Raw genomic sequence first — 22,529 nt, forward strand, 5'->3', positions numbered from 1 at the left:
CACGCGCTTGCGCGTGCGGCGATTGCTCAGGTCCAGGCCAAGGTCAGTTTGTTTCATGCGCCCATTGTCGCTGGAAACATTCTTCATGCGTACCCGAAGTCGCATGAGTTTTGAACACCATCCTTAACAGGTTCGCCCTGAAGTTAACAGTACCCAGCAGCTCTTTTTGAAACAAGTTCTAAATCTATCCGGCCTCGTTGTGGGGATCGCTCCCCGCGCCACGATGAGAGTCGCGCCTGACGGTCCTGAAAAGGTTCTCGGCTTCGAAAGCCGATTTCTTTGCGAGGTTCTCCGTCAGGCCGGTGTGCCGTTCACGGAGGGGGCGACTGAAGAACGAAGGGCCGGGGGAGACGAACAGCGACTCCGAACTTCCCGCACCGATTCAATTTGACCAAACCTCTTCGGACTCGATTACATCCACAAAGCGAGCCGCAGAGAATGTCTGCGGGTATAGGGAAGCCGCCTCATGCATAACATGATCAGGCTCGTCCAGATTCACACCAGCCTCCATTGCCTTCAGTATTCCATATGGGTCCGATAGAAGGTGGCGATCATTCCGCAGAGCAATGATGATCTCCTCCAGCGATATCTTGAGAAACCCGCTGAACCGTTCATGATCACACTCGATGGATGTATCGATAATCCAACCTGTCAAGGACGGGGATATTCCCGTTTGCAGCCCCAAATCGGCACACAACCCCGCATCCATGTTCAATGCTTGCATCAGCGCCGTAGTTTTTCGCTGCAATTGATTGCCAGCCTTTCGCAGGGCTGAACTGGCATGCGACCAAGCCTCCCGCTGGGTTGTACGGAGGAAGGAGGATTTGAGCTCAATGACAAGCACAACGCCGTCCATGGCGCAAATCAGATCGACCTCTCCGGCGTCGCCATAGGTGTCTCGATCAGGCTCCCATCCCGTCTTAACTTGGAAGCCACGTTGCGCAAATAGAGCTCCTAATCGGTGTTCAATGCGCGTGGTTTCCTTCTTTACGTCCGAGCGTTTATAGCCAACCCGGCGCAGATTATTGATCGCCGCCGTGCGATTGTTTTGGAGCCCAGTGAGCCAAGGCAATTGAACGATAAGTTCACCCATCTTGAGAAAAGGGCGCTCCAGCAGGTTCGGCTCCTTGTCTTCACTGTGGTTATGCAGACGGCAAGATAATGCTGACCAGTCACTGGTCCAGAAATCCAGCACCCCTGCCGCCATCACAGGGTCACCTTGAGGCTGAGCATCGCTTGTAACCCAGCCACGAATAGTGTTGATCTTGTCCACACGAGTCGCAAACGTCAGTGGCAACCGATTCTGCTTGCCGTCAATCACGCCACGCACAAACAGTGCGCGCAAAGCCATCCGGCAGTCACCGGCTTCTTGCATCAGTTCGCCAAAGGGGCGAAGAAACGCGCATTGGTAGAAGACGGAGCTTAGTTCCAACGTGAGAAGGGTATTGAATAGTGGCACACGCGTACCGGTATCCAACAGCACTCGGTCGTCGATGCCATATACCTCATCCAGGAGCAAACGATTGCTCATTGCCCGGATCAGAGCCATTTCGTTTAGTTCATGGTTCTCTGGTCGACCAATTATCTTCTCTGCGAATGGAGAATTGACGTATTCCTGCATCCCGCGATACAGCCAATATCCATGAAGCTTAGATAGCTTTTCACCATCACGACGCCACTTGTCTCTGACTGCAGGATCGGCTTGTTCGATTTTTAGAACCTTACCGTTACGAACAAATAGAATACTATCGTCGTAACAGTACGCGTCGACAGAACGGGAATTAATGGCATTGAGTTCCAGTTGAGCGGCGAGGAGTTCTTCGAAAGCCTCGTACAGGTCATGTCGAGCCGGATGACCTTGGGAGCTCGGGAAAATCAGTGGAGAAAGATGAACTTCCAAACAACGCCCGACCTTGGCGCTATTAAGCTTGACAGCCGACTCCGGAACCGAAGCAATCTTCCAGATCAAAACATCATTGATCGCCTCCCAATATTGTTCCATCTCAGGATGATGGTCCCTACCCGGCAATGGCACCAACTTTTCGTAGGCGAACAGGCTCGCGTACAACAAAAGTTCAAAGGGACTTAGCTCGGCCATCCGGGCTTTGCAATGATCCAGTTCTTCAGTTTGCGCTTTGCAGGCTTCAAAAAGAATGGAGATAATCTCGCAATGCTCGGCCACTACGGAGCATGAAATTCCTACTGACTGTAGCTCAGAAAATCGATCGGGATGCGAGGACGGCCCCACACGAGATCGCCGAGCGGCCCAGAGTAAGGCGTCTGGCGCAGTCCGAGCTATTACAAAGAGCAAATCAAGGCGCGAAATGCGACTTTGCGTCAAATAGCGTACAATTGCCAACCGGCCAATCTCGCCTCCCCAACCATCAGGTGATATCAGCATCAAGAAACTGCTCGACCAGAAGGCTTGGTCAAGCTCTCCAAGGGGCAGTCTTCTCTTGTTACGCACTACCGGCTTTTGATCGACGTAGCGTTCAGTGGTTATCAGAGCGGCGGCAGAGCCGCCCATGCCTTTAGCTAGCAACGTCTGGAATCGTTGCTCATAAGGATTCACCATCTGAGTTTGTAGTGCCGAACCGGAAATATTTGGCATTAGCTCTAAAGAAGGTTCATGATGGCTGCATTTTCCCCAGTCTACCAAACGCCTTGATGGCTGAATGCAAATGGAATTTCTAGATGGCTGTGCTTTCGGCAGCCATACATCCTTGTGACATCGTTAGACAGCTTAGGACCGAACTTCGGCTGTTCGCGGAACGAAGTGCAAACAACCGTTTTGGGTCGGCCGGCGAACATTATTTTCCCGGAAATTGGCAAAAGAGCCATAAAAAAAACGCCCCACGCGCAAAGCATGGGGCGTTCCACTATCCAGACACAAGGTGAACCTTAAACCGGCACATCCTTGGTCGGATCCGGCTTGCGATCATCAAACCAGCGATACAGCGTCGGCACCATCACCAGCGTCAGCAGCGTCGACGTAATCAGCCCGCCGATCACCACCACCGCCAGCGGCCGCTGCACCTCGGAGCCCGGGCCGGTGGAGAACAGGAATGGCACAAGGCCCAGCATCGCAATGGTCGCGGTCATCATCACCGGACGGAACCGCTGCGTCGCCCCCTGCACCACCGCCTCGTCGAGCGACAAGCCCGAATCGCGCAGCGAGCGGATATACGACACCAGGACCACCCCGTTCAGCACCGCCATGCCCCACAACGCGATAAAGCCCACCGACGCCGGCACCGACAGGTATTCGCCGGTGACGAACAGCCCGATGATGCCGCCGATCGATGCGAACGGCAGCACCGTGATGATCAGCGTGGCAAAGCGCAGCGAGTTGAACAGCAGGAACAGCAGGAAGAAGATCGCGGCGATGGTCACCGGCACGATGATCTTCAGGTGGCCCATGGCACGTTCCATGTTCTGGAACTGGCCGCCCCACTCCAGGTAGTAGCCTTCCGGCAGCTTGACCTTGGACGCAGTGGCCTGCTGCAGTTCGGCGACGAAGCCGCCGAGATCGCGGTCCTTCACGTTGATCATCACCACCACGCGGCGCTTGGCCATTTCGCGGCTGATCTGCGCCGGGCCGTCGTTGACTTCAATCCTGGCCACGCTCTGCAGCGGCACCTGCGTGCCGTCCGGGGCGCTCACCAGCAGCTGGCGGACCGACTGCACGTTGTTGCGGAAGTCATCCGGCAGGCGCACAGCCGCCGCAAAGCGGCGCTCGCCTTCGAAGATATCCGTGGCGCGCTTGCCGCCGATGGCGATCTCGATCACGTCGTGGATGTCGGAGACGTTCAGCCCATAGCGCGCAATCGCCTGGCGGTCGATCTCGATCGACAGGTACTGCTGCCCCGAGACGCGCTCGATACGGATATCCTGCGAGCCCTGGATGCCGCCGGCCACGCGCGAGATCTCGCCCGCCAGTTCACGCAGCTTGTCCAGGTCGTCGCCGAACACCTTGACCGCCACGTCCGAACGCACGCCGCTGACCATTTCGTCGACGCGGTCCGAGATCGGCTGCGCCATCACGATCTGCACGCCGGGGATGGCCTTGAGCTTCTCGCGGATGGCGTTGGCGATATCGTCCTGGGTCCACCCGTCGGGCCACTCGTCGCGGTCCTTCAGGCTGGCGATCGGGGTCGATTCGTTCTGGCCCTGCGGGTCGGCGGGGCTTTCGCCGCGGCCCACGCCGGACACCACCGACTTGACGCCGGGCACGCCCAGCACCAGCTTGTTGGCTTCCTTCTCCAGCTTGATTGACTCTTCCAGCGAGATGTTCGGCACCCGGTCGATCGCGGGAACGATCGAGCCCTCCTTCATCTCGGGGATGAACGAGGTACCGAGCAGCGGCACGATCAGCAGCGTGGCGACAAACGCGCCCACCGCGCTGAGCACGGTCTTGCGGCTGTTGCCCAGGGCCCAGTGCAGCATGCGCAGGTAGTGGCGCTTCATGAAGGCAATCAGGAACGTGTCATGCTCGGCGCCGCCCTTGAGCAGGTACGACGACAGCACCGGCGACAGCGTCAGCGACAGGAACAGCGAGATCGCCAGCGCGATCGAGATGGTGAACGCCAGCGGCGCGAACATCTTGCCTTCCATGCCGGACAGCGTCATCAGCGGCAGGAACACCAGGATGATGATGCCCACGCCGACGATCACCGGCGTGGCCACTTCCTGCACGGCCTTCACCAGGATCTCGGTCTTGGTCAGCCCCGGTTCCTTGTGCCCCAATCGCTCGAACGCGTTCTCGACCACCACCACCGAGCCGTCGACCATCAGGCCGATCGCGATCGCCAGCCCCCCTAGCGACATCAGGTTAGCCGACAGCCCTACCTGGTTCATCACCATGAACGTCAGCAATGGCGTCAACACCAGCGTGGCCAGCACGATGACCGACGAACGCACGTCGCCCAGGAACAGGAACAGCACGATCACCACCAGCACCACGCCTTCGAGCAGCACCTTGGTCACCGTCCACAGCGCGGCGTCGACCAGCTCGCTGCGGTCGTAGTACGGCACGATCTGCAGCTTGCCGGGCAGCATGCCGCGCTCGTTGATCTCGGCCACGCGTGCCTTCACGCGGCTGACCACTTCCTTGGCATTGCCGCCGCGCATCATCATGACGATGCCGCCGACGGCCTCGGTCTGGCCGTTCTTGACCAGCGCGCCCTGACGCACCTCGTGGCCGATGGTGACGTTGGCCACGTCGCGCAGGTAGACCGGCGTACCGTTGACTTCCTTCAGCACGATGCTGCCGAGGTCCTCGACGCCCTTGGCCAGGCCGACGCCGCGGATCAGGTACTGCTCGGCGTAGTGCGGCAGCACGCCGCCGCCGGAGTTGGCGTTGTTGCGTGCCAGCGCCTGGTAGACCTGCTGGATCGACACGTCGTAATGGCGCATGCGCTCCGGGTTGACCAGCGCCTGGTACTGCCGCACGTAGCCGCCCTGCGAGTTGATCTCGGCCACGCCGGGGATCGAGCGCAGCAGCGGGCGCACCACCCAGTCCTGGGCGATGCGGCGCTCGGCCAGCTCTTCCTGCGTCAGTTCGCGGTTGCCGTCGTCGGCGCGGTCCAGCGTGTACTGGTAGACCTCGCCCAGGCCGGTCGAGACCGGGCCCAGCACCGGCGACACGCCTTCAGGCATGCGCCCGCCCACTTCGATCAGGCGCTCCATCACCAGCTGGCGTGCAAAGTACACGTCGGTGGCGTCGGTAAAGACGAGCGTGATCAGCGACAGGCCCGCCTTGTTCAGCGAGCGCATCTCTTCCAGGCCAGGCAGGCCCGTCATCGCCATTTCCACCGGCACGGTGACAAAGCGCTCGACTTCCTCGGGCGAACGGCCCGCGGCTTCGGTGGCGATCTGCACCTGCACGTTGGTCACATCGGGGAAGGCGTCCACCGACAGCTTGGTGGCAGCGCGCAGGCCGAAGAAGAACAGCACCACGGCCAGCACGCAAACCACCAGCCGCTGTTTGATAGCGGCTTCGACTAGGGATTTCATCATGTCCGATTACCCTTGCTCGATGCGCTTGCGCTCGTTGTCCAGGTGGAACGCGCCATCGACCACGATGCGGTCGCCGGCCTTCACGCCGTTCTGCACCACGCGCATGCCGTCGCTCTCGGCGCCCAGCTTGACCCGGGTCAGGCGGAACTTGTTGCCCGGCATCTCGACATAGACCAGCTCGTCGTTGCCCTCGCGCACCACCGCGGCAGCGGGAATCACCAGCTGGTCCTGCGCCTTGCTGGCGATCAGCATGCTGGCCAGCATGGCGGGCTTCAGCCGCCCTTCGCGGTTCTCCAGCTCGGTGCGGACCAGCACCGTGCGCGACTGCGGGTTGACCGTGCGGCCCACGTAGATCAGCTTGCCGGTGATGGTGTTGCCGCCCTTGCCGTTGGCCAGCGACGGCACCTCGATCTCCACGCTCTGCCCTTCTGCCACCTGCGCGGCCTGCTGCTCGGGCACCTCGGCCACGACCCACACGCGCGACAGGTCGGCCACGGTGTAGAGCGCGTCGGCCGGCTGCACCACCTGGCCCTGCGCCACGTTGCGCTCGACCACGGTGCCGCTGATGCTCGAATACACCGGCGAATGCGAGTTGATGCTGCCGTTCCGGGCCAGCTCGGAAATGGAACCCTGCGACATGCCCAGCACGCGCAGCTGGTCGCGGTAGGCGCGCATCTCGGCGGAGGCGATCGCCAGTTCGCTCTCGCGGCGCTGCAGCTCGCCGCGGCCGATCACGTCGGCGGCAAACAGCTGGCGCGCGCGCTCGGCGTTGCGCACCTGCAGGTCGTGCTGCGCCTCGCTCTTCAGGAACGACATCTGCGCCGCGCCCAGCTCGCTGCTGTGCAGGCGCGCCAGCACCTGGCCGGCCTTCACTTCCTGGCCGAGCGTGGCATACAGGTCGGTGACACGGCCGGTCACGCTGGCGCCGATGCGCGATACGCGCTGTTCGTCGAAGTCGATGCGGCCGGCCACGCGCAGCATCTCGCTGAACGGGGACGTGGCGACCGGCGCCACCTTCAGCGACTGCTGCAGGTTGCCCTCCGGCTGGATCACGCCGGGCGGCAGCTTGGGCGCTTCGGCGACGGGTTCAGGCTTGTCGGAACAGGCCGCCAGGCTGAACGTCAGGACGGCAGCGGCCGTCAGCGAAAGCAGGAAATTGGGACGCATGGTTATTTCTGTTCGATGGTGGAGGTCGGCGGCAGGCCCGGTGCGGCGGTGGTGGGTGTGGCACCGGGGGCAGTCGACATGAGCTTTTCGATCTGGATGGCGGCCAGCTGCTGCTCGTACTGGGCGGCGATCAGCTCGTTGCGCGCACTGCGCAGCACGCGCTGGGCATCGATGAAGTCAAGGATGCCGCGCTCGCCGAAGCGGTAGGCGGCCTCGGCCACGCCCAGCGCCGACTCGGCCTCGCGCACGATGCCGGACTCCAGTGCGGTCACCTGCGCCTGCGTGATCTCGTACTGGCGGTAGGCGGATTCCAGTTCCTGCGCCAGCTCGAACTCGCGCATTTCCAGCGCGCTCTGCGCCTGCGTCGCCTGCGCGGTGGCCTCGCCCACCGGGCCGCGGCGGCGGTCCCACAGCGGGATGGTCATGACCAGGCCGATCTGCGAGACGTTGTTGTCGGGCTGGCGGTCGGTGCTGGCGCGCACCGCCACTTCCGGCCAGCGCAGCGAGCGCTGGTAGTCGACACCCAGGCGGGCGCGCTCCAGTTCCGTGCGGCGCTGGACCAGCTCGGCATTGCTCGCGGTCATGGTGTCGCGCAGCACCGGCAGCGGCGGCACGTCCGGGGACTGTGCCAGCGTGCCGTCCAGCGAAAACTGGCCCGGCATGGCGCCGCCGACCTGCTGGCGCAGCGCGGCCTTGGCCTGGTTCACGCGCAGCTCGGCGGTCTGCTGGTTCTTCTGCGAGGCCAGCAGTTCGGTCTCGGCCTTGATCAGTTCATAGCGCGGCGCTTCGCCCACCTCCACGCGCAGGCGTGCGCGCGAGTGGATCTGCCGCATCATCGCCAGGTCTTCTTCCGCGGCATGCAGCTCGCTCTCACGGCGCAGCACGTCGTAGTAGGAAGTCTTGACGCGTGCGGCGAGGTCGGCACGGAAACCCTGGCGGGCCGCCTGCGACGACTCCAGGCCGCGCGAGGCCATGGCCTCGCGCAGGCCGCGCTGGTGCGGGTAGTCCAGCTTCTGCACCACGGCGTAGCTGGGCGCATTGCCGCTGGTCACGCCGGGCTGCTTGCCGGACAGGCGGCCGTACATCACTTCGACCTGCGGATTGGGATAGGCGCGCGCGCTGCTGATGGCGGCGCTGGCGGCATCGACATTGGCCTCGGCCGCGGCGACGCCCTTGTTGGTCGACTGCGCCATGTCGAGCAGTTGCGGCAGCGAGAAAGCGGGGCCGGCCGCTGCACCCGCGGGGCGTGCGGATGCGGCCTTGGGCACGGCCGTGGCGGCCAGCAGCTCGGCGCCGGGAGTGGGCGCCTGGGCGGCGGAAATCTTCGCGGAAGGCTTGGAGAGCGGTGCGGCCGGGGCGGCGGGCCTGGTGCCCGCTGCCCCCGCGGCCTTCGCCGGTGCGGCGCCCTGCTCACCGGCATGGGCCGGGGCAGCGGCGAACGCGAGCAGCGAAAGCGACGCGATCAGGGTCAGCTTGGTTGTTGTCATGAGTCCGGAATGCAAGCAATGCGACGCCTGCGCCATGCCGCGCACGCCCCGGCGCAAGTCACGGCGGGACGGACAACGGCAGCGGCTTGCCCGCGCGCGGTAGCGGCGGACAGGCTGGCGATATCAGGCAAGGGGGCGCGGCCCGCGGCACGGCAGCTGCGGAGGCAGCGCGCGCGCGGGGGAGCGGCAAGGCGTGTGAACGCCCGGCGCTCAGGAGCGGAAAATCGGCGGCCGGAAGAAGGCCGAAGGCGGCGGGCCGGCGCGGCCCGGGGGATATTGCGCGATATCCCCGGTGGGCAGCAGCAGCTTCACCGGGGGCAAGGCAATGAGGGCACTGGATTCTTCGATTTCGTCCAGCAGGTCCAGCGGATCGAGCAGGTCGGCCGACCAGATATTGCAGTACCCGGGCGGCGGGTCGGCGCAGATGTCGTCGTCATGCAGGCCATCGTCGCCAGGAACGATGACGCGGCCCATGTCGTCCACAGACTCCAGCGCGGCCAGTTCGGCACTGGCCTGAAGCTCCGGCTGCACCGACGCGCGCGCGTCCGCCACCGCTCCAAAGGAGAGCAGTGACAGGCACATGGCAGTCAGCAGCAGGAACAACAATCGCATGGGTCGGGGGCTTGGGGCACGGTGCGGCCACGCCATTTCGGACGGGCTTCGGCCGTGCTGCGGGACAGCATTGTAACGTAACGATTACGATTGACAGAGAATCGTTACGTTCGTTCCGCAATGCAGCGAAAAGATGCATGTCAGTAGCGCGATTTTACCAGCAGATCGCCGAGAAGTCCGGGATTACCCTAGGCGAGATGTTTCGGACGGCCCGCGCCCCACGCAAAACGGCGCGCCCTACACCACCCTGAACCCGTGGGTGCCGTCGCGCTCCAGTTGCGCGATCAGCCCGAACTCCCAGTCCAGGTAGCCCTGCATCGCCTCGCGCGGATTGCCGGTGCCTTCATACGGCCGGCGATAGCGATCGGTGCGCTCTGACGCAAGGCGCGTCTCGCCGGACTCCAGCGGCAGCCCGGCCGCGATCCACGCCTGCGTGCCGCCCTCCAGCACCACCGCCTCCGCATCGGTCAGCCGCCGCAGGTCGGCGGCGGCAAAGCGTGCGAGCAGGCTGGAGCCGCAAGTCAGCACATAGCGCCGCGCCTGCGGGATGCGCGCCAGCGCATCGGCCAGCTGTGCCCGGATGACGAAATACGCACCGGGGATATGGCGCTTGACGTAATTGGCGCTGGCGGTGAAGTCGAGCACCACGGTGCTGCCGTCCGCGCCCTGGTCGAGCCACGTGGCGAGTTCGGCGGACGTTGCGGTCGGCACCGCCGGCGGCAACGGCACGTCCGCCGCCACCGTGCCGGTCTCGCTGCGCGCGGCCGCATCGACCGGCTCCACGACCCAGACCTCCCAGCCCATCTGCGCCAGCCATGAGCCGGTCATGCCGGCGCGCACGTCGTCGTCGTCGGCGAGCACGATGCGCGCGCCGCGCACCGGGGCGTTGTGGTCGGTTTCCTGCACCAGCTGTCCGCCCGGCGCATTGGCGAAGCCCGGCAGGTGCCCGGCTGCAAATTCCTCCGGCGTGCGCACGTCGAAGCGGTACACGGTGCGGCCCGGTTCATGCAGCGAGGGCAGCGCGGCCAGCGCGATGCGGCGCACGCCGGCGCGGTCGGCGATCGCGCGCGCGCCGCGGCGGGCGCTGTCGCGGTTGTCGCCGCTTACCTCGGCGGGGGCGCGGCGGCTCGCGCCGTGGTCGAGCTGCTGGCCCGCCAGCGTCCAGCCGATGGTGCCGTTGCGCAGCGCCGCCACCGGGTTGGGAATGCCGGCGTTGACCAGCGACTGCGTGCCGATGATGCTGCGCGTGCGGCCGGCGCAGTTGACGATCACCTGCGTGCGCGGGTCGGGCGCCAGCTCGCGCACGCGCAGTACCAGTTCGGCACCGGGCACGCTGGTGGCGGTGGGAATGCTCATGGTCTGGTACTCGTCGAAGCGGCGCGCGTCGACGATCACCGCATCGGCCTTGCCGTCGATCAGCGCCTGCACTTGCTCGGCCGACAGCGAGGGCGTATGGCGCTCTGCCTCGACCACTTCACCGAACGACTTGCTCGGCACGTTGACGTCGCGGAACACCTCGCCGCCGCCGGCTATCCATCCGGCCAGCCCGCCTTCGAGCGTATGCACGCTGGTATAGCCCAGCGCCTGCAGCACTGACGCCGCGCGCGGCGCGAGGTCTTCGCCGGCGTGCTCGCCGTAGGCCACGATCAGCGTGTCGCGGCGCGGGATGCGCGTCCAGGCTTCCAGCTCAAGCCTGGACAGCGGGAAATTGGCGGCCCACAGCGGATGCGCCTGCGCGAAGGGGTCTTCCTCGCGCACGTCGATCAGCGCGATCTCGGCGCCGGCCAGCAGGGCCTGGCGCACCTGCGCGGGGGTGAAGGTGGGGAATGCCGTGGCGGCTGGCGTGGCGTGCTGGATGGTCATGACTTCGAGACTTCGCGGGAACAGTCCCACGGGTTGGGCAGGGTCGGGTTGGAATACCCGGAGACAAAGGGCTTGCGCGTGCCGTCCTCGGCGTAGACCGAGCGGCGCACCGCGCCGATATTGGCGCCGTACACGTGGATACTGACCGAGACGCGGTCGTCATGCACGTTGTTGACGCGATGGATGTCGCCTGCCGTCGGCGACACGGCTTCGACCTGACCGGGCAGCAATCGCACCGGCTCGCCGTGCGGCACGGGACGTCCGGCGGCGTCGAGCACGTAGCGCTGCGAGTCCTCCGCGCCGCGCAGCATGCCGATCAGGCCCCATACGGTGTGGTCATGGATCGGTGTGCGCTGCCCCGGGCCCCAGACAAAGCTGACGACCGAGAAGCGCTCGGCGGAATCGCAATGCAGCAGGTGCTGCTGGTAGTACTCGGGGTGCGGCTCGGCCCATGCCTCGGGCAGCCAGTCGTCGCGTGCCACCAGCCGCGCCAGCAGCGCCCCGCCCTCGCGCAGGATGTGCGGCTCGTCGGGATGCTGGTCCAGCAGCGCGGCCAGGCCGGTGATGAAATCGCGCAGCGGTGCAAGCCCGCTGGCTTCGGGGGAACTGCTCATGAAATGCCTCCGGGAGGATTCTGTCATCGTGCCCTCTGTGGGGCGCTGGCGCTGCAAACATAACACGGTCGCGGCGGCCGCGTTCATGCCGCCGGCGCATGCCCCTGCAGGCCCAGTTGGTGCTTGCCGGCCGCGACCAGGATCGAGTCGTTCTGCGGCGTATGGATACGGCTGCACAGCACGTCGCGATAGTGCCGCTCGAGCGGATTGCTGCGGCTCAGGCCGTGGTTGCCCGCGAGCTGCAGCGCCAGTTCCACCGCGCGGATCGCATTGCCGGTCACCGTGAACTTGAGCAGGCCGCTGTCCGCGGCCGCGGGCGGCGCATTGGCGTCGGTGCGCGCGGCGGCATCGTCGAGCAACACCTGGTTGGTCCGCAGCAGCGCGGCGATCTCGCCGATGGTTTCCTGCACGCGCGGCAGCGTGGCCAGCGGCGCGCCCAGGCTGCCGGGTGCGCGCTCGCGCACGAAGCCGCGCACCCACGACCCGGCGGCGCGCGCCACCGCGTCATAGAGGCTGCCGAGCAGCACGATCATCCACGCCTGCTGGTCGGCGTTGGCATCGATGTCGGCCTGGCTCGCATCCGCCGGTGCCCACGCGGCGGGCGGGCGGATATCGACCGCGTGGTCGGGCGGGATCCAGATATCGTCGAGCACGGTCTCGTGGCTGCCCGAGGCGCGCAAACCCAGGTGGTTCCAGTTCTCGACGATGCGCACGCCGGCCACGCCCGCTGCCGGACCCGGCACCAGGAACACCCCCACGCGCGGCTGCGGCTCGTCGGTGCGTGCCCAGACCGCCAGCCAGCGCAGCGCGGGGATGCCGGTGCTGTACAGCTTGCGGCCGCTCAGGCGCCAGCCATCCGCGACCCGCGTGGCGATGGTGCCGGGCAGGCCCCCGCGCGCAGGGGAGCCGAGCTCGGGCTCGACGCGCAGCGCGTTGATCAGCGCGCCGTCCTGCACCGCATCGGCAAAGACCTGCTCGCGCACCACCTGCGGCCAGTGTGAATCGGGGCGCGCGATGGCGCGATGCTGCAGCCAGGTCATGGTCAGCACCAGCGCCGTGGCCGGGTCGCCACCCGCGACGGCCGCGATGATGCGGCGCGCCTGCGCCAGCCCTGCCCCGCCGCCGCCGTAGTCGCGCGGCACCACCTGCGCGATCAGGCCATGCGCGTGCAGCTGCGCGAAATTGTCATGCGGGAAGCTGGCCGCGGCGTCGTGCGCGGCGGCGCCGGCGGCGAAGCGCGCCGACAGCCCGGCCAGCACTTCGCCACGGCGCGCGTCGCTGGCGGGCAGGCGGCGCAGGGAAGACGTCGAAGACATGGAAAGGGACTCCGAGGGAGGGATGGCCGGCAATGCAGACCCGCTTTGGAAGCAGTTGGGTCCGATCGCCTGAATGCCGCATAGCGTAGCGCTGCCGCCGCGTTCCGGAAACGACGCTTATTGAATATGGTCCGTCGTTTTTATTCGTTAGTCGCGGCGCTGCGCTGGCGTACTTTGTTTCCTCATTCCAGACAAGCCCGGCGGCTCGCTGCCGCCATCACCGAATCAGGAGCGTACGCATGAGCGTCGATTTCATCGGCATGATCCAGAGCCAGAAGCAGTCCGAGATCCATCCCCCTGCGGGCCCCGTGATCGACCGCGACTATGTGCGCGCCTTTGCGCAGGCGCACGAGCAGGCCGGCTTCGACCGCATCCTGGTGCCGCACCATTCGACCGGCCCGTCGGCCACGCTGACCATCGCGTATGCCGCAAGCGTGACCGAGCGCATCCATTTCATGCTGGCGCACCGGCCCGGCTTTACCGCGCCGACGCTGGCGGCGCGCCAGATCGCCACGCTCGACCAGTTCAGCGGCGCTCGCCTGGGCGTGCATTTCATCTCCGGCGGCTCCGACAGCGAGCAGCAGCGCGACGGCGATTTCCTCGATCACGACCAGCGCTACGCGCGCACCGATGAGTACCTGCACATCCTGCGCCGCATCTGGACCGAGCCGCAGCCGTTCGACCATGCTGGCGAGTTTTACCGTTTCACGCAGGGCTTTTCCGAAGTCAAGCCGGCGCAGCAGCCGCATGTGCCGATCTATTTCGGCGGCGCATCGGAAGCGGCCTTGAACGTGGCTGGCAAGCATGCCGACGTCTACGCGCTGTGGGGCGAATCGCTTGAACAGGTGCGCGAGCTGACCACCCGCGTGCGCGCGGAAGCGGCCAGGCATGGCCGCACCGTGCGGTTCTCGGTGTCGTTCCGGCCGGTGCTGGCCGAGACCGAAGAGAAGGCGTGGGCGCGCGCCGACAGCATCCTGGAACGCACCCGCGCGCTGCGCGTGCAGGCCGGCTACAGCCGTGGCGGCCCGCAGCAGAGCGAAGGCGCGCGCCGGCTGCTGGCCGCCGCCGCGTGGACCAGCGCCTGTGGACCGCGATCGCGCGCGAGACCGGCGGGCGTTCCAACTCGACCGGCCTGGTCGGCACGCCGGAGCAGGTGGCGCAGGCACTGCTGGCGTACTACGAGCTGGGCGTGACCACCTTCCTGATCCGCGGCTTCGACCCGCTCGAAGACGCCATTGACTACGGGCGCGAGCTGATCCCGCGCGTGCGCGAGCTGGTGGCGCGGCACGATGCCGCGCACCACGCCGAGCGCCGCGCCGCCTGAACACCCACAACAAGAATCGGGGAGTATCTCCATGAGCCAGAAGCACATCGACACCGACCCGCGCCGCCGCAGCGTGCTGCGCCTTGCCGGCGCCGCGGCGATCGCCGCGCCCGCCCTGATCTTCGGCCGCCAGGCCTGGTCAGCGCCGCGCAAGCTGACCTTTGCCTGGAACCAGAATTCGTTCTGCCTGACGCCGATCGTGGTGGCGCAGGAAAAAGGCTTCTTCGAGAAGAACGGGCTGCAGGTCGACCTGATCAACTACAGCGGCTCGACCGACCAGTTGCTGGAATCGATCGCCACCGGCAAGGCCGATGCCGCGGTCGGCATGATCCACCGCTGGCTCAAGCCGCTGGAGGCAGGTTTCGACGTCAAGATCATCGGCAGCTCGCACGGTGGCTGCGTGCGGCTGGTGGGATCGAAAGCCGCGGGCGTGACCAGCCTGCAGCACCTGAAGGGCAAGACCGTCGGCGTCAGCGACCTGGCCGCGCCCGGCAAGCACTTCTTCACCATCCTGCTGGCCAAGAATGGCATCGACCCCGACAAGGACATCACATGGCGCCAGTATCCGGCCGACCTGCTCGGCGTGGCGGTCGACAAGGGCGATATCCAGGCCATCGCCGACGGCGATCCCAACCTCTACCTGCTGGAGAAGCGCACCAACGGCGCCTACGTGGAACTGGCCACCAACCTGACCGGCGAATATGCGCGCAAGGTGTGCTGCGTGGTCGGCGCGCGCGGCGAACTGGTGCGCAATGACCGCCCCACCGCCGCGTCGCTGGCGCGCGCCATCGTGCAGGCCACCGATTACGTCAACGAGAACCCCAACGAGGCCGCCAGGGTCTTCGCCAGGTACTCGCCGAAGATCAACCCGGACGACCTGCGCAAGCTGTACGCGACGCTGACCTACAACCATCACCCGACCGGCGCCGACCTGCGCGACGAGATCGCGTTCTATGCCGACGATTTCCGCCGCATCGGCGTGCTGAAGAAGACCACCGATGCCAAACGCCTGGCGCAGCATGTGTACGCCAATGTATTGGGGTAAGCGATGACGACAAGCCAACCTGCATTCGACGCCGGGCTCGCGCGCCAGCCCGCCTCCGCTCCTGCCGATGCGACGGCACCGCATGCCACGCTGCCCCGAGTGTGGCCGACAGGCCTGCTCTCCGCGCTGGCGTGGGCCGCGTTCGGCGTGCTCACGTGGCGCTGGCCCAACCACGTGGTCGGCTTCAGCGACTGGGCCTACACCGAGGAACTGGGCGTGGCGGCGCTCCTGGCTGCAGCCCTGCCAGCGCTGCTGGCGCTCGGCGGCGGGCACGTGCGCGCGCTGCAGCGGCCGCTAGCCGCACTGCGCATCGCCGGCCCGTGGCTGGTGGCGATCCCTGTGGTGCTGTCCGCATGGGAGATCCTGACCGCCAAGACCGCGATCCTGCCGACGCCGTTCTTCGCGCCGCCGCAGGCGCTGATCGAGGTCTATGCCGATGACTGGCGCCGGCTCGGCGACAGCGTGTTCAACACGCTCAAGCTGCTGGGGCTGGGCGTGGCGTATGGCGGGCTGGCGGGCTTCCTGGTGGGCGTTTCCATCGGCTGGTCGCGGCGCATCGGCTACTGGGTGCATCCGGTGCTGCGCGTGCTGGGGCCGCTGCCGTCGACCGCGCTGCTGCCGCTGACGTTCTACTTCTTCCCGTCGAGCTATTCGGCGGCGGTGTTCCTGATTGCGCTGGCGACCGCCTTCCCGGTGGCCGTGCTGACGTGGTCCGGTGTCGCCGGCGTCAACAAGAGCTACTACGACGTGGCGCGCACGCTTGGGGCCTCGGGCTGGTTCCTGGTGTTGCGCGTGGCGATTCCCGCTGCGCTGGCGCAGGTGTTTGTCGGGCTGTTCATGGGGCTGGGGGCGTCGTTCTCGGTGCTGGTGACGGCAGAGATGATGGGCGTGAAATCGGGGCTGGGCTGGTACCTGACCTGGGCGCAGGGCTGGGCCTCGTACGTGAACATGTATGCGGCGCTGATCGTGATGGCGCTGCTGTTTTCCGGGGTGATTACGCTGCTGTTCGTGGCGCGGGACCGGGTGTTGTCGTGGCAGAAGGGGACGGTGAAATGGTGAGCGTGGTGGAGCGGTTGAAAGCATCCAGGACTTACGGACGCGCGCAAAAGGCTCCCCTCTCCCGCGCAGTGGGAGAGGGGTCGGGGGAGAGGGCAGGCGATGGCTGGGCCGCAGGCGTTATAGGTGCTGCAAACGCCGGCCCTCTCCCCCAGCCCCTCTCCCGCGAGCGGGAGAGGGGAGTTAACGCGGCGGCAGGTGATGACTCGAAAATACTGAGCGGCGCCCGTATCGATATCCATCAGGTCAGCCACTGGTTCGGCCACGGCCGCGAGCGCCTGCAGGTCCTCGACGACGTCGACCTCAGCGTCGCGCCCGGCGAATTCGTTGCCCTGCTCGGTCCCAGCGGCTGCGGCAAGTCCACGCTGCTGCGCCTGGTCGCCGGCCTGGACCAGCCCGCGTCGGGCGCGATCCTGCAGGACGGCACGCCCATCACCGAGCCCGATCCCTCGCGCATCGTGGTGTTCCAGGATCCCACGCTGTACCCGTGGCGCCGCGTCTGGGACAACGTCGCGCTCGGGCTGCAGGCGCAGGGCATCCTCGCGCAGCAGCGCCATCGCGTCGACGACGCGCTGCGCCGCGTCGGGCTGGATTCGTTCGCGCGCGCCTTCCCGCACCAGCTCTCCGGCGGCATGGCGCAGCGGGTGGCGCTGGCGCGTGCGCTGGTCAACGATCCGCGCCTGCTGGTGCTGGACGAGCCGCTGGGCAAGCTCGATTCGCTGACACGGCTGGCGATGCAGAGCGACCTGGTCGAGCTGTGGCGGCGCTCGCGTTTCTCGGCGCTGCTGGTCACGCATGACGTGGAAGAAGCGCTGTTCCTGGCGCAGCGCGTGATCGTGTTCAGCCAGCGGCCCGCGCGCATCGCGGCGGAACTCAGGGTCGACCTGCCCTACCCGCGCCATCGCGGCGACCCTCGCCTGACCGAACTGCGGCACGAAGGGCTGCGCCACCTGGGACTGGACGCGAGCTGGTAATGTCCTTTCTCCGCATTTGGCGGGCCACGTCATGAACGGCCCGCCGCCCCAGGCGTGGCTGAACGCTCTGCTTGTCCTGATCGAGAAAGGCCAGCTGGGCCTGTTGTGGCTGTGGCATGCGCTGGGGCTGACCGGCAGCAGCCATGGCCAGCCGGCCTGGCCGTGGGCGCGGCGCATTGCCGGCGAAACGCTGCTGATCGACCTTGCCCTCGCGCGACAGGTCGGCTTCAGCCTTTGCGCGCTGGCCTTTGCCGTGCTGGCGCTCGCCGTCGCCCTGGCATGGCGCAGGGGCCGCCGCGTGCTGCTGGCGGGAGCCGGGCTGGCCCTGCTGCTCGCGCCGTGGCCTGAGACATCGCTGCTGCTCGGCCCCGCCAGCCCCACCAGCTTCCACGCCAGCCCTGCCCGCTTTGCCGTCGATAGCATCGTGCTGGGGCAACGCGTCTACGCACAGCATTGCGCCGCGTGCCACGGCAATGACGGCCGCGGCGAAGGCCCGCTGGCCGCCAGCCTGCCGCAATGGCCGCCGACGCTGGTCAGCCCGCTGCTCGCGCGCCGCGCCGATGGCGAACTGTTCTGGCACGTGCTGTCCGGCATGCGCGACCGCCGCGGCCAGCCGACCATGCCGGCGTTCCGCGGCCGGCTTGCCGATCGCGAGGCCTGGGCCGTGATCGACTACATGAAGGCGTTGTCGGCAGCCAACAGTACCGAAGGCAACTGGCCGGTGCCGCTGCGGTTGCCGGAGATGGCCATCCGCTGCGGCGACGCCTCGCCGGTGGCGCTGTCGCAATGGCGCGGCGGGCAGCGCGTGCGGCTGGTGGCGGCGGACGGCGTCGCCGCTTCCCTGCCCTATGAAGACCCGCGCTTCCTGACCGTGCTCGTCACACCGGACGGCCGCGTGCCGGCGCAGGTGCCGCGCTTCCGCGCAGGCTGCACGGCAACGTCGGACCAGGCCTGGCAGGCCATGGCGGCGATTGCCGGCCTGCCGCCGGCACAGCTGGCCGGCACCCGGCTGCTCGCGGACCGCGCCGGATGGCTGCGCGCGCGGGGCAAGCCGGCCAGCGCATGGTCCGATGCCGACCTCGTCTGCGTGTCCGGGCCGGCCGCCGCGGCACCGGCCAGGCCCGCTGGCATCGATGGCCTGACGGCGTTGCTGCTGCGCATGGATGCGGAGCCGGTACGCTTCGTCAAAGGCGGATTCATCCATTGAGCACTGATTGTTCGCTGGCAGCGAATTCTGACTTTCCAGCCGCCGCCGCTATCGGCCTCGCCCGGGACAGTACCCTCGGCTACATGAAGGACCAGCCTGGAACGCTGACATGTTGTGGTTGAGGGGGGCGCCATGAGCGCCATGGGAAGTTCGCGGCCCCTGCAGGGCATCGCACTGATGGTTGCCGCGGTGGCATGCTTTGCCGCGCTCGATACGATGACCAAGATCACTGGCGCCGCCGTGCCGGTGGTGATGGCGCTGTGGGTCCGCTACCTTGCGCAGGCGGCACTGACCGGCGCGGTGCTGCTGCCGGCGCGCGGCCGCATCCTGCTGCGCACGCGCCGACCGTGGCTGCAGGCCACGCGCGCGGTGACGATGCTGCTGTCCAGCGCCTGCGCCTTCTTCAGCCTGCAGGTGCTGCCGGTGGGCGAGTTCACCGCGGTGGTCAGCCTGACGCCGCTGGCGATCGCGCTGGCGGCAGCGACGATGTTCGGCGAACGCATGTCGGCGCTGCGCTGGCTCTGCCTGCTGGCCGGATTCGCCGGCGCGCTGGTAGTGATCCGGCCCGGCGCCGACCTGGAGCCGGCCATGCTGCTGCCGCTCGCGGCGGTCTGCCTCAATGCCGCCTACCAGTTGCTGACCAGCGTGCTGACCCGGACCGATGGCGCCGGCACCACGCATTTCTATACCGGCTGCATTGCCGCGGTGCTGTTGTCGGCGGCGCTGCCGCTGGCCTGGACCTGGCATGTCGATGCACTGCACTGGTGGCTGCTGGCGGGCATGGCGCTGGCCGGCTGCGCCGGGCACATGTTCCTGGTGCTGGCCTATGCGCGTGCGCCCGTTGGCGTGCTGACGCCCTATCTCTACCTGCAGATCGCCTTCGCCATGCTGGGCGGCTGGCTGGTATTCGGCTGGTTGCCCGACGCCTGGTCGCTGCTGGGCGTGGCGATGATTGCCGCCAGCGGCGTGGCTGGCACCGCGGTGGCGGCCCGCGAGCGCGCCTTGCCGGCAAGGCCGGCGGCGCAGCAAGCGGGCGCGGTATAGCGATATAGCGGTATAGCGTTTTAGCGCTTCAGCGTGCCGCGAGCGCAGTCCCGCCGGCACGCGCGGCGGCCATGGGCACGCCGTTCGTCACCGCCTCCAGCCATTCCAGCGAGCGCAGCCCGTCCTGCGCGACCGGCAACGGAGGCGCCGTGCGGAAGGCATCGTTGAACACCTCGAGCGACAAAGGTCCGCGATAGCCGGCCCGCAGCACGGCACGCGTGAAGCCGGCCACCGGCAGGTCGCCCTGGCCGGGGAAATTGCGGTGGTGGCGGCTCCAGGTGCGCACATCCAGCGGCATGCGCGGCGCATCGGCAAGCTGGACAAAGAAGATCCGTTCGGCCGGCACGGCATCGAGGCCATGCAGCGTATCCCCCAGCGCGAGCGTATGGAAGCTGTCCAGCATCAGCCCCAGCGCGGGATGCCCGGCGCGCTGCACGATGTCCCACGCCTGCCGCCAGCGGCGCACATGGCGGCCCCAGGCCAGCGCCTCGTAACCCAGGCGCAGGCCGCGGCGGGCCGCGGCTTCGGCCAGCGCGTGCAGGTCGGCGGCGGCGCGCGCGGGATCGTCGAGCGCCGCGTCCTGCACGTTGCTGCAGACCAGCGCCAGGCTCACCCCGAGTTGCTCCATCGCATCGAACTTCCGCTCGGCACGCGCCAGCTCCGCGGCGGACAGGCCGCCCGGCATGGCCTCGAAATCGCGCAGCGGCTGGTAGAGCAGGATCTGCAGCCCGAGGTCGGCGGCCATGCGCCGGACCTCGGCGGGCGTGCCGGGGAATTGCAGCAGGTCGTCCTCGAAGATCTCCACGCCGTCGAAACCGGCGCCGGCAGCGGCTTGCAGCTTCTGCGGCAGCGAACCCGACAATGTGACGGTGGCGATCGATTTGCGCAGCGGGACAGGAAGGAGAGTCATGGCGGTCAGTCGAGGTAACGGCTTGGATTTCCCAAGGTTATGAGCCATCATTGCCCGCAACAACCGTCATTCGCGCGCCGGCGTGCGACAATCGCTCTAATGCAATCATCTATCGCGCGAAGCAAGGGTTAACCATGGAAAACGAACCGCTGAACCGGCGCGACTGGATCGCCGGGCTGGAGAAAGGCCTGGCCATCCTGGAGGCCTTCGACCACGACCATCCGCGCCTGACCCCGACGCAGGCGGCCGAACGCACCGGCCTGACGCGCACGGCAGCGCGCCGCTACCTGCTGACGCTGGAGCACCTGGGCTACACCACCAGCGACGGCACGCTGTTCAGCCTGACGCCGCGCGTGCTCAAGGTGGGCTGGTCGTACTTCGATTCGGCGCGGCTGCCGCGCACGGTGCAGCCGTTCCTGCAGCAGATCACCGCGCAGCTTGGCGAAGCCGCCTACCTGAGCGTGCTCGATGGCTGGGAGCTGGTGTTCATCGCCCGCACCAGCACCAACCGCGTGATGAGCACGGGCTTCGTGCTGGGCGCGCGGGTGCCGGCACCGCTGGGTTCGGCGGGCGTGATGATGCTGGCGTCGCGGCCGGAGGAACAAGTCAGGACATGGCTGGAAAACGTGGTGCTGGCGCCTTACACGCCCTACACCATCCTGCAGCACGACCGGCTGCTGGAAGAGATCCGCAAGGCCGGCGCGCAGGGCTACGCGATGCTGGAGCAGCAGCTGCAGACCGGCGTGCGCGGCGTGGCGGTGCCGCTGCGCGATCGCCACGGCAAGGTGATCGCCGCGCTCTCGGTCAACATGCCGATCGGCGACGAGACCCCGCAGCAGGCGCTGGACCGCGTGCTGCAGGTGATGCAGGACACGGCACTGCTGATCATGCGCGTGCTGTAGCGCGCCTAGCCTTCCAGCGTCGTCGCCAGCGCGTGCGGCCCTTGTGTCAGTTGCGCCTTCAGGAAGGCCAGGCACACGCGCATGCGCGCCGAGGCCGATGCCCGCGCGCTGGTCACGGCCCAGATGTCGGACGGATGCTGCCAGCCGGGCAGCACGCGCACCAGGTCGCCCGCACGCACCGCGGCAGCCACGTCCCAGACCGACGCCATGATGATGCCGTAGCCCTCCAGGGCCCACTCGTGCGTCACGTCGGCAACATTCGATGCCATCGGGCCGGTGACTTTCGTGGTCTCCCAGCCGCCGTCCTGTCCCTGCAGCCGCCACACGCCGAAGGCCTGGTCGCGCTCGCGCAGCAGCAGGCAGTCATGGCGCGGCAGGTCTGACGGATGCTCCGGCATACCGCGCCGCGCCAGGTAGGCCGGCGCTGCGCACAGCACGCGGCTGCCGGTGGCGATGCGGCTGGCGATCAGGTGCGGCTCCTGCACGTCGCCCACGCGGATATCGAGGTCGAACTGCTCGCCGATCAGGTCGACGCGGCGGTCGAGCAGCTCCAGCCACACCTCCAGCCCCGGATGCTGCTGCCGCAGCAGCGACAGCACCGGCGCCACGTGCCGGCGCCCCAGCCGCAGGCTGGTGGCGATGCGCAACTGGCCGCGCGCCTCGCCGCCGGCACCGCCGACCGCTTCCAGCATGCCATCCACGTCCTCCAGGATCTTCTGCGCCCAGGCAAACGCGCTCTCGCCTTCGGCGGTGACGCTGACGCGGCGCGTGGTGCGGTGGAACAGCTTTGCGCCGAGCATGGCCTCCAGCATGGCGATGCGCTTGCTCACATGGGCCGGCGAAATGCCCGTCTCCTGGGCCGCGGCGATAAAGCTGGCGCGCCGCGCCACCGCGCAGAACAGACGCAGGTCGCGCAGGAACGGGTCATTGTTCGCGCTGGGCGCATGCTGAATTTCCATGGCATTCGATGATGGGGCGAGGGCTAAACGA

Annotated in this window: 15 protein-coding genes and 2 pseudogenes; 7 read left to right on the forward strand and 10 right to left on the reverse strand. The window is 67.1% G+C overall.

The genetic code is table 11. From position 1 onward, the window contains the following. Positions 1-382: 382 nt before the first annotated feature. The 8 genes from VSR71_RS27365 to VSR71_RS27400 all read right to left on the reverse strand — a co-directional run bounded on the left by VSR71_RS27365 (position 383) and on the right by VSR71_RS27400 (position 13,077). Positions 383-2,611, reverse strand: coding sequence for a hypothetical protein (locus tag VSR71_RS27365; RefSeq protein ID WP_342916908.1), 2,229 nt, complete (start codon positions 2,609-2,611; stop codon positions 383-385). Positions 2,612-2,901: 290 nt separating this feature from the next. Continuing rightward, positions 2,902-6,018 (reverse strand): efflux RND transporter permease subunit, encoded by a 3,117-nt coding sequence (locus VSR71_RS27370; RefSeq protein ID WP_342916909.1) that lies wholly within the window; start codon positions 6,016-6,018, stop codon positions 2,902-2,904. A gap of 6 nt (positions 6,019-6,024) precedes the next feature. Beyond that, on the reverse strand, positions 6,025-7,185 hold the full coding sequence (locus VSR71_RS27375) for an efflux RND transporter periplasmic adaptor subunit (RefSeq protein ID WP_342916910.1): 1,161 nt from the start codon (positions 7,183-7,185) through the stop codon (positions 6,025-6,027). A gap of 2 nt (positions 7,186-7,187) precedes the next feature. Next, the gene (locus VSR71_RS27380) at positions 7,188-8,672 is read right to left on the reverse strand and encodes a TolC family protein (protein ID WP_342916911.1); all 1,485 of its coding nucleotides are present in this window, start codon (positions 8,670-8,672) and stop codon (positions 7,188-7,190) included. A 210-nt stretch (positions 8,673-8,882) separates the two neighbouring features. Continuing rightward, the gene (locus VSR71_RS27385) at positions 8,883-9,284 is read right to left on the reverse strand and encodes a cobalt-zinc-cadmium resistance protein (protein WP_342916912.1); all 402 of its coding nucleotides are present in this window, start codon (positions 9,282-9,284) and stop codon (positions 8,883-8,885) included. Between the two features lie 237 nt (positions 9,285-9,521). Next, positions 9,522-11,147, reverse strand: a complete 1,626-nt coding sequence (locus VSR71_RS27390) for a rhodanese-related sulfurtransferase (RefSeq protein WP_342916913.1) — start codon at positions 11,145-11,147, stop codon at positions 9,522-9,524. Next, positions 11,144-11,761 (reverse strand): cysteine dioxygenase, encoded by a 618-nt coding sequence (locus VSR71_RS27395; protein WP_342916914.1) that lies wholly within the window; start codon positions 11,759-11,761, stop codon positions 11,144-11,146. Before VSR71_RS27395 ends, VSR71_RS27390 begins: the two co-directional genes overlap by 4 nt. Before the next feature lie 83 nt (positions 11,762-11,844). Further along, positions 11,845-13,077, reverse strand: a complete 1,233-nt coding sequence (locus VSR71_RS27400; RefSeq protein WP_342916915.1) for an acyl-CoA dehydrogenase family protein — start codon at positions 13,075-13,077, stop codon at positions 11,845-11,847. A gap of 239 nt (positions 13,078-13,316) precedes the next feature. Here VSR71_RS27400 and VSR71_RS27405 point away from each other — a divergent pair. From VSR71_RS27405 to VSR71_RS27430, 6 genes and pseudogenes are all read left to right on the forward strand, one after another. Continuing rightward, positions 13,317-14,401, forward strand: a pseudogene (locus tag VSR71_RS27405) (LLM class flavin-dependent oxidoreductase). Positions 14,402-14,432: 31 nt separating this feature from the next. Then, a complete protein-coding gene (locus VSR71_RS27410; RefSeq protein WP_342916916.1) occupies positions 14,433-15,446 on the forward strand; it encodes an ABC transporter substrate-binding protein in 1,014 nt (337 codons plus the stop codon). A gap of 3 nt (positions 15,447-15,449) precedes the next feature. After that, positions 15,450-16,505 (forward strand): ABC transporter permease, encoded by a 1,056-nt coding sequence (locus VSR71_RS27415; RefSeq protein ID WP_342916917.1) that lies wholly within the window; start codon positions 15,450-15,452, stop codon positions 16,503-16,505. Further along, positions 16,499-17,476 carry an ABC transporter ATP-binding protein gene (locus VSR71_RS27420; protein ID WP_342917013.1) on the forward strand — a complete coding sequence of 326 codons (978 nt, stop codon included), beginning with the start codon at positions 16,499-16,501 and terminating at the stop codon, positions 17,474-17,476. The genes VSR71_RS27415 and VSR71_RS27420 overlap by 7 nt, the downstream gene beginning before the upstream one ends. A 31-nt stretch (positions 17,477-17,507) precedes the next feature. Continuing rightward, positions 17,508-18,683, forward strand: coding sequence for a cytochrome c (locus VSR71_RS27425; RefSeq protein WP_342916918.1), 1,176 nt, complete (start codon positions 17,508-17,510; stop codon positions 18,681-18,683). 132 nt (positions 18,684-18,815) lie between these two features. Then, positions 18,816-19,727 (forward strand): DMT family transporter, encoded by a 912-nt coding sequence (locus tag VSR71_RS27430; RefSeq protein ID WP_342916919.1) that lies wholly within the window; start codon positions 18,816-18,818, stop codon positions 19,725-19,727. A 61-nt stretch (positions 19,728-19,788) separates the two neighbouring features. Here VSR71_RS27430 and VSR71_RS27435 read toward each other — a convergent pair. Then, positions 19,789-20,637: pseudogene (locus tag VSR71_RS27435) on the reverse strand (sugar phosphate isomerase/epimerase family protein); the annotation flags it as partial. 134 nt (positions 20,638-20,771) lie between these two features. Here VSR71_RS27435 and VSR71_RS27440 point away from each other — a divergent pair. Next, positions 20,772-21,539, forward strand: a complete 768-nt coding sequence (locus VSR71_RS27440; RefSeq protein ID WP_029044961.1) for an IclR family transcriptional regulator domain-containing protein — start codon at positions 20,772-20,774, stop codon at positions 21,537-21,539. A gap of 5 nt (positions 21,540-21,544) precedes the next feature. On the opposite strand, the gene VSR71_RS27445 is transcribed toward VSR71_RS27440, so the two are convergent. Next, the gene (locus VSR71_RS27445) at positions 21,545-22,498 is read right to left on the reverse strand and encodes a LysR family transcriptional regulator (protein ID WP_342916920.1); all 954 of its coding nucleotides are present in this window, start codon (positions 22,496-22,498) and stop codon (positions 21,545-21,547) included. Between the last annotated feature and the right edge of the window lie 31 nt (positions 22,499-22,529).

The organism is Cupriavidus oxalaticus, assembly GCF_038900635.1.
GTDB lineage: Bacteria > Pseudomonadota > Gammaproteobacteria > Burkholderiales > Burkholderiaceae > Cupriavidus > Cupriavidus oxalaticus_B.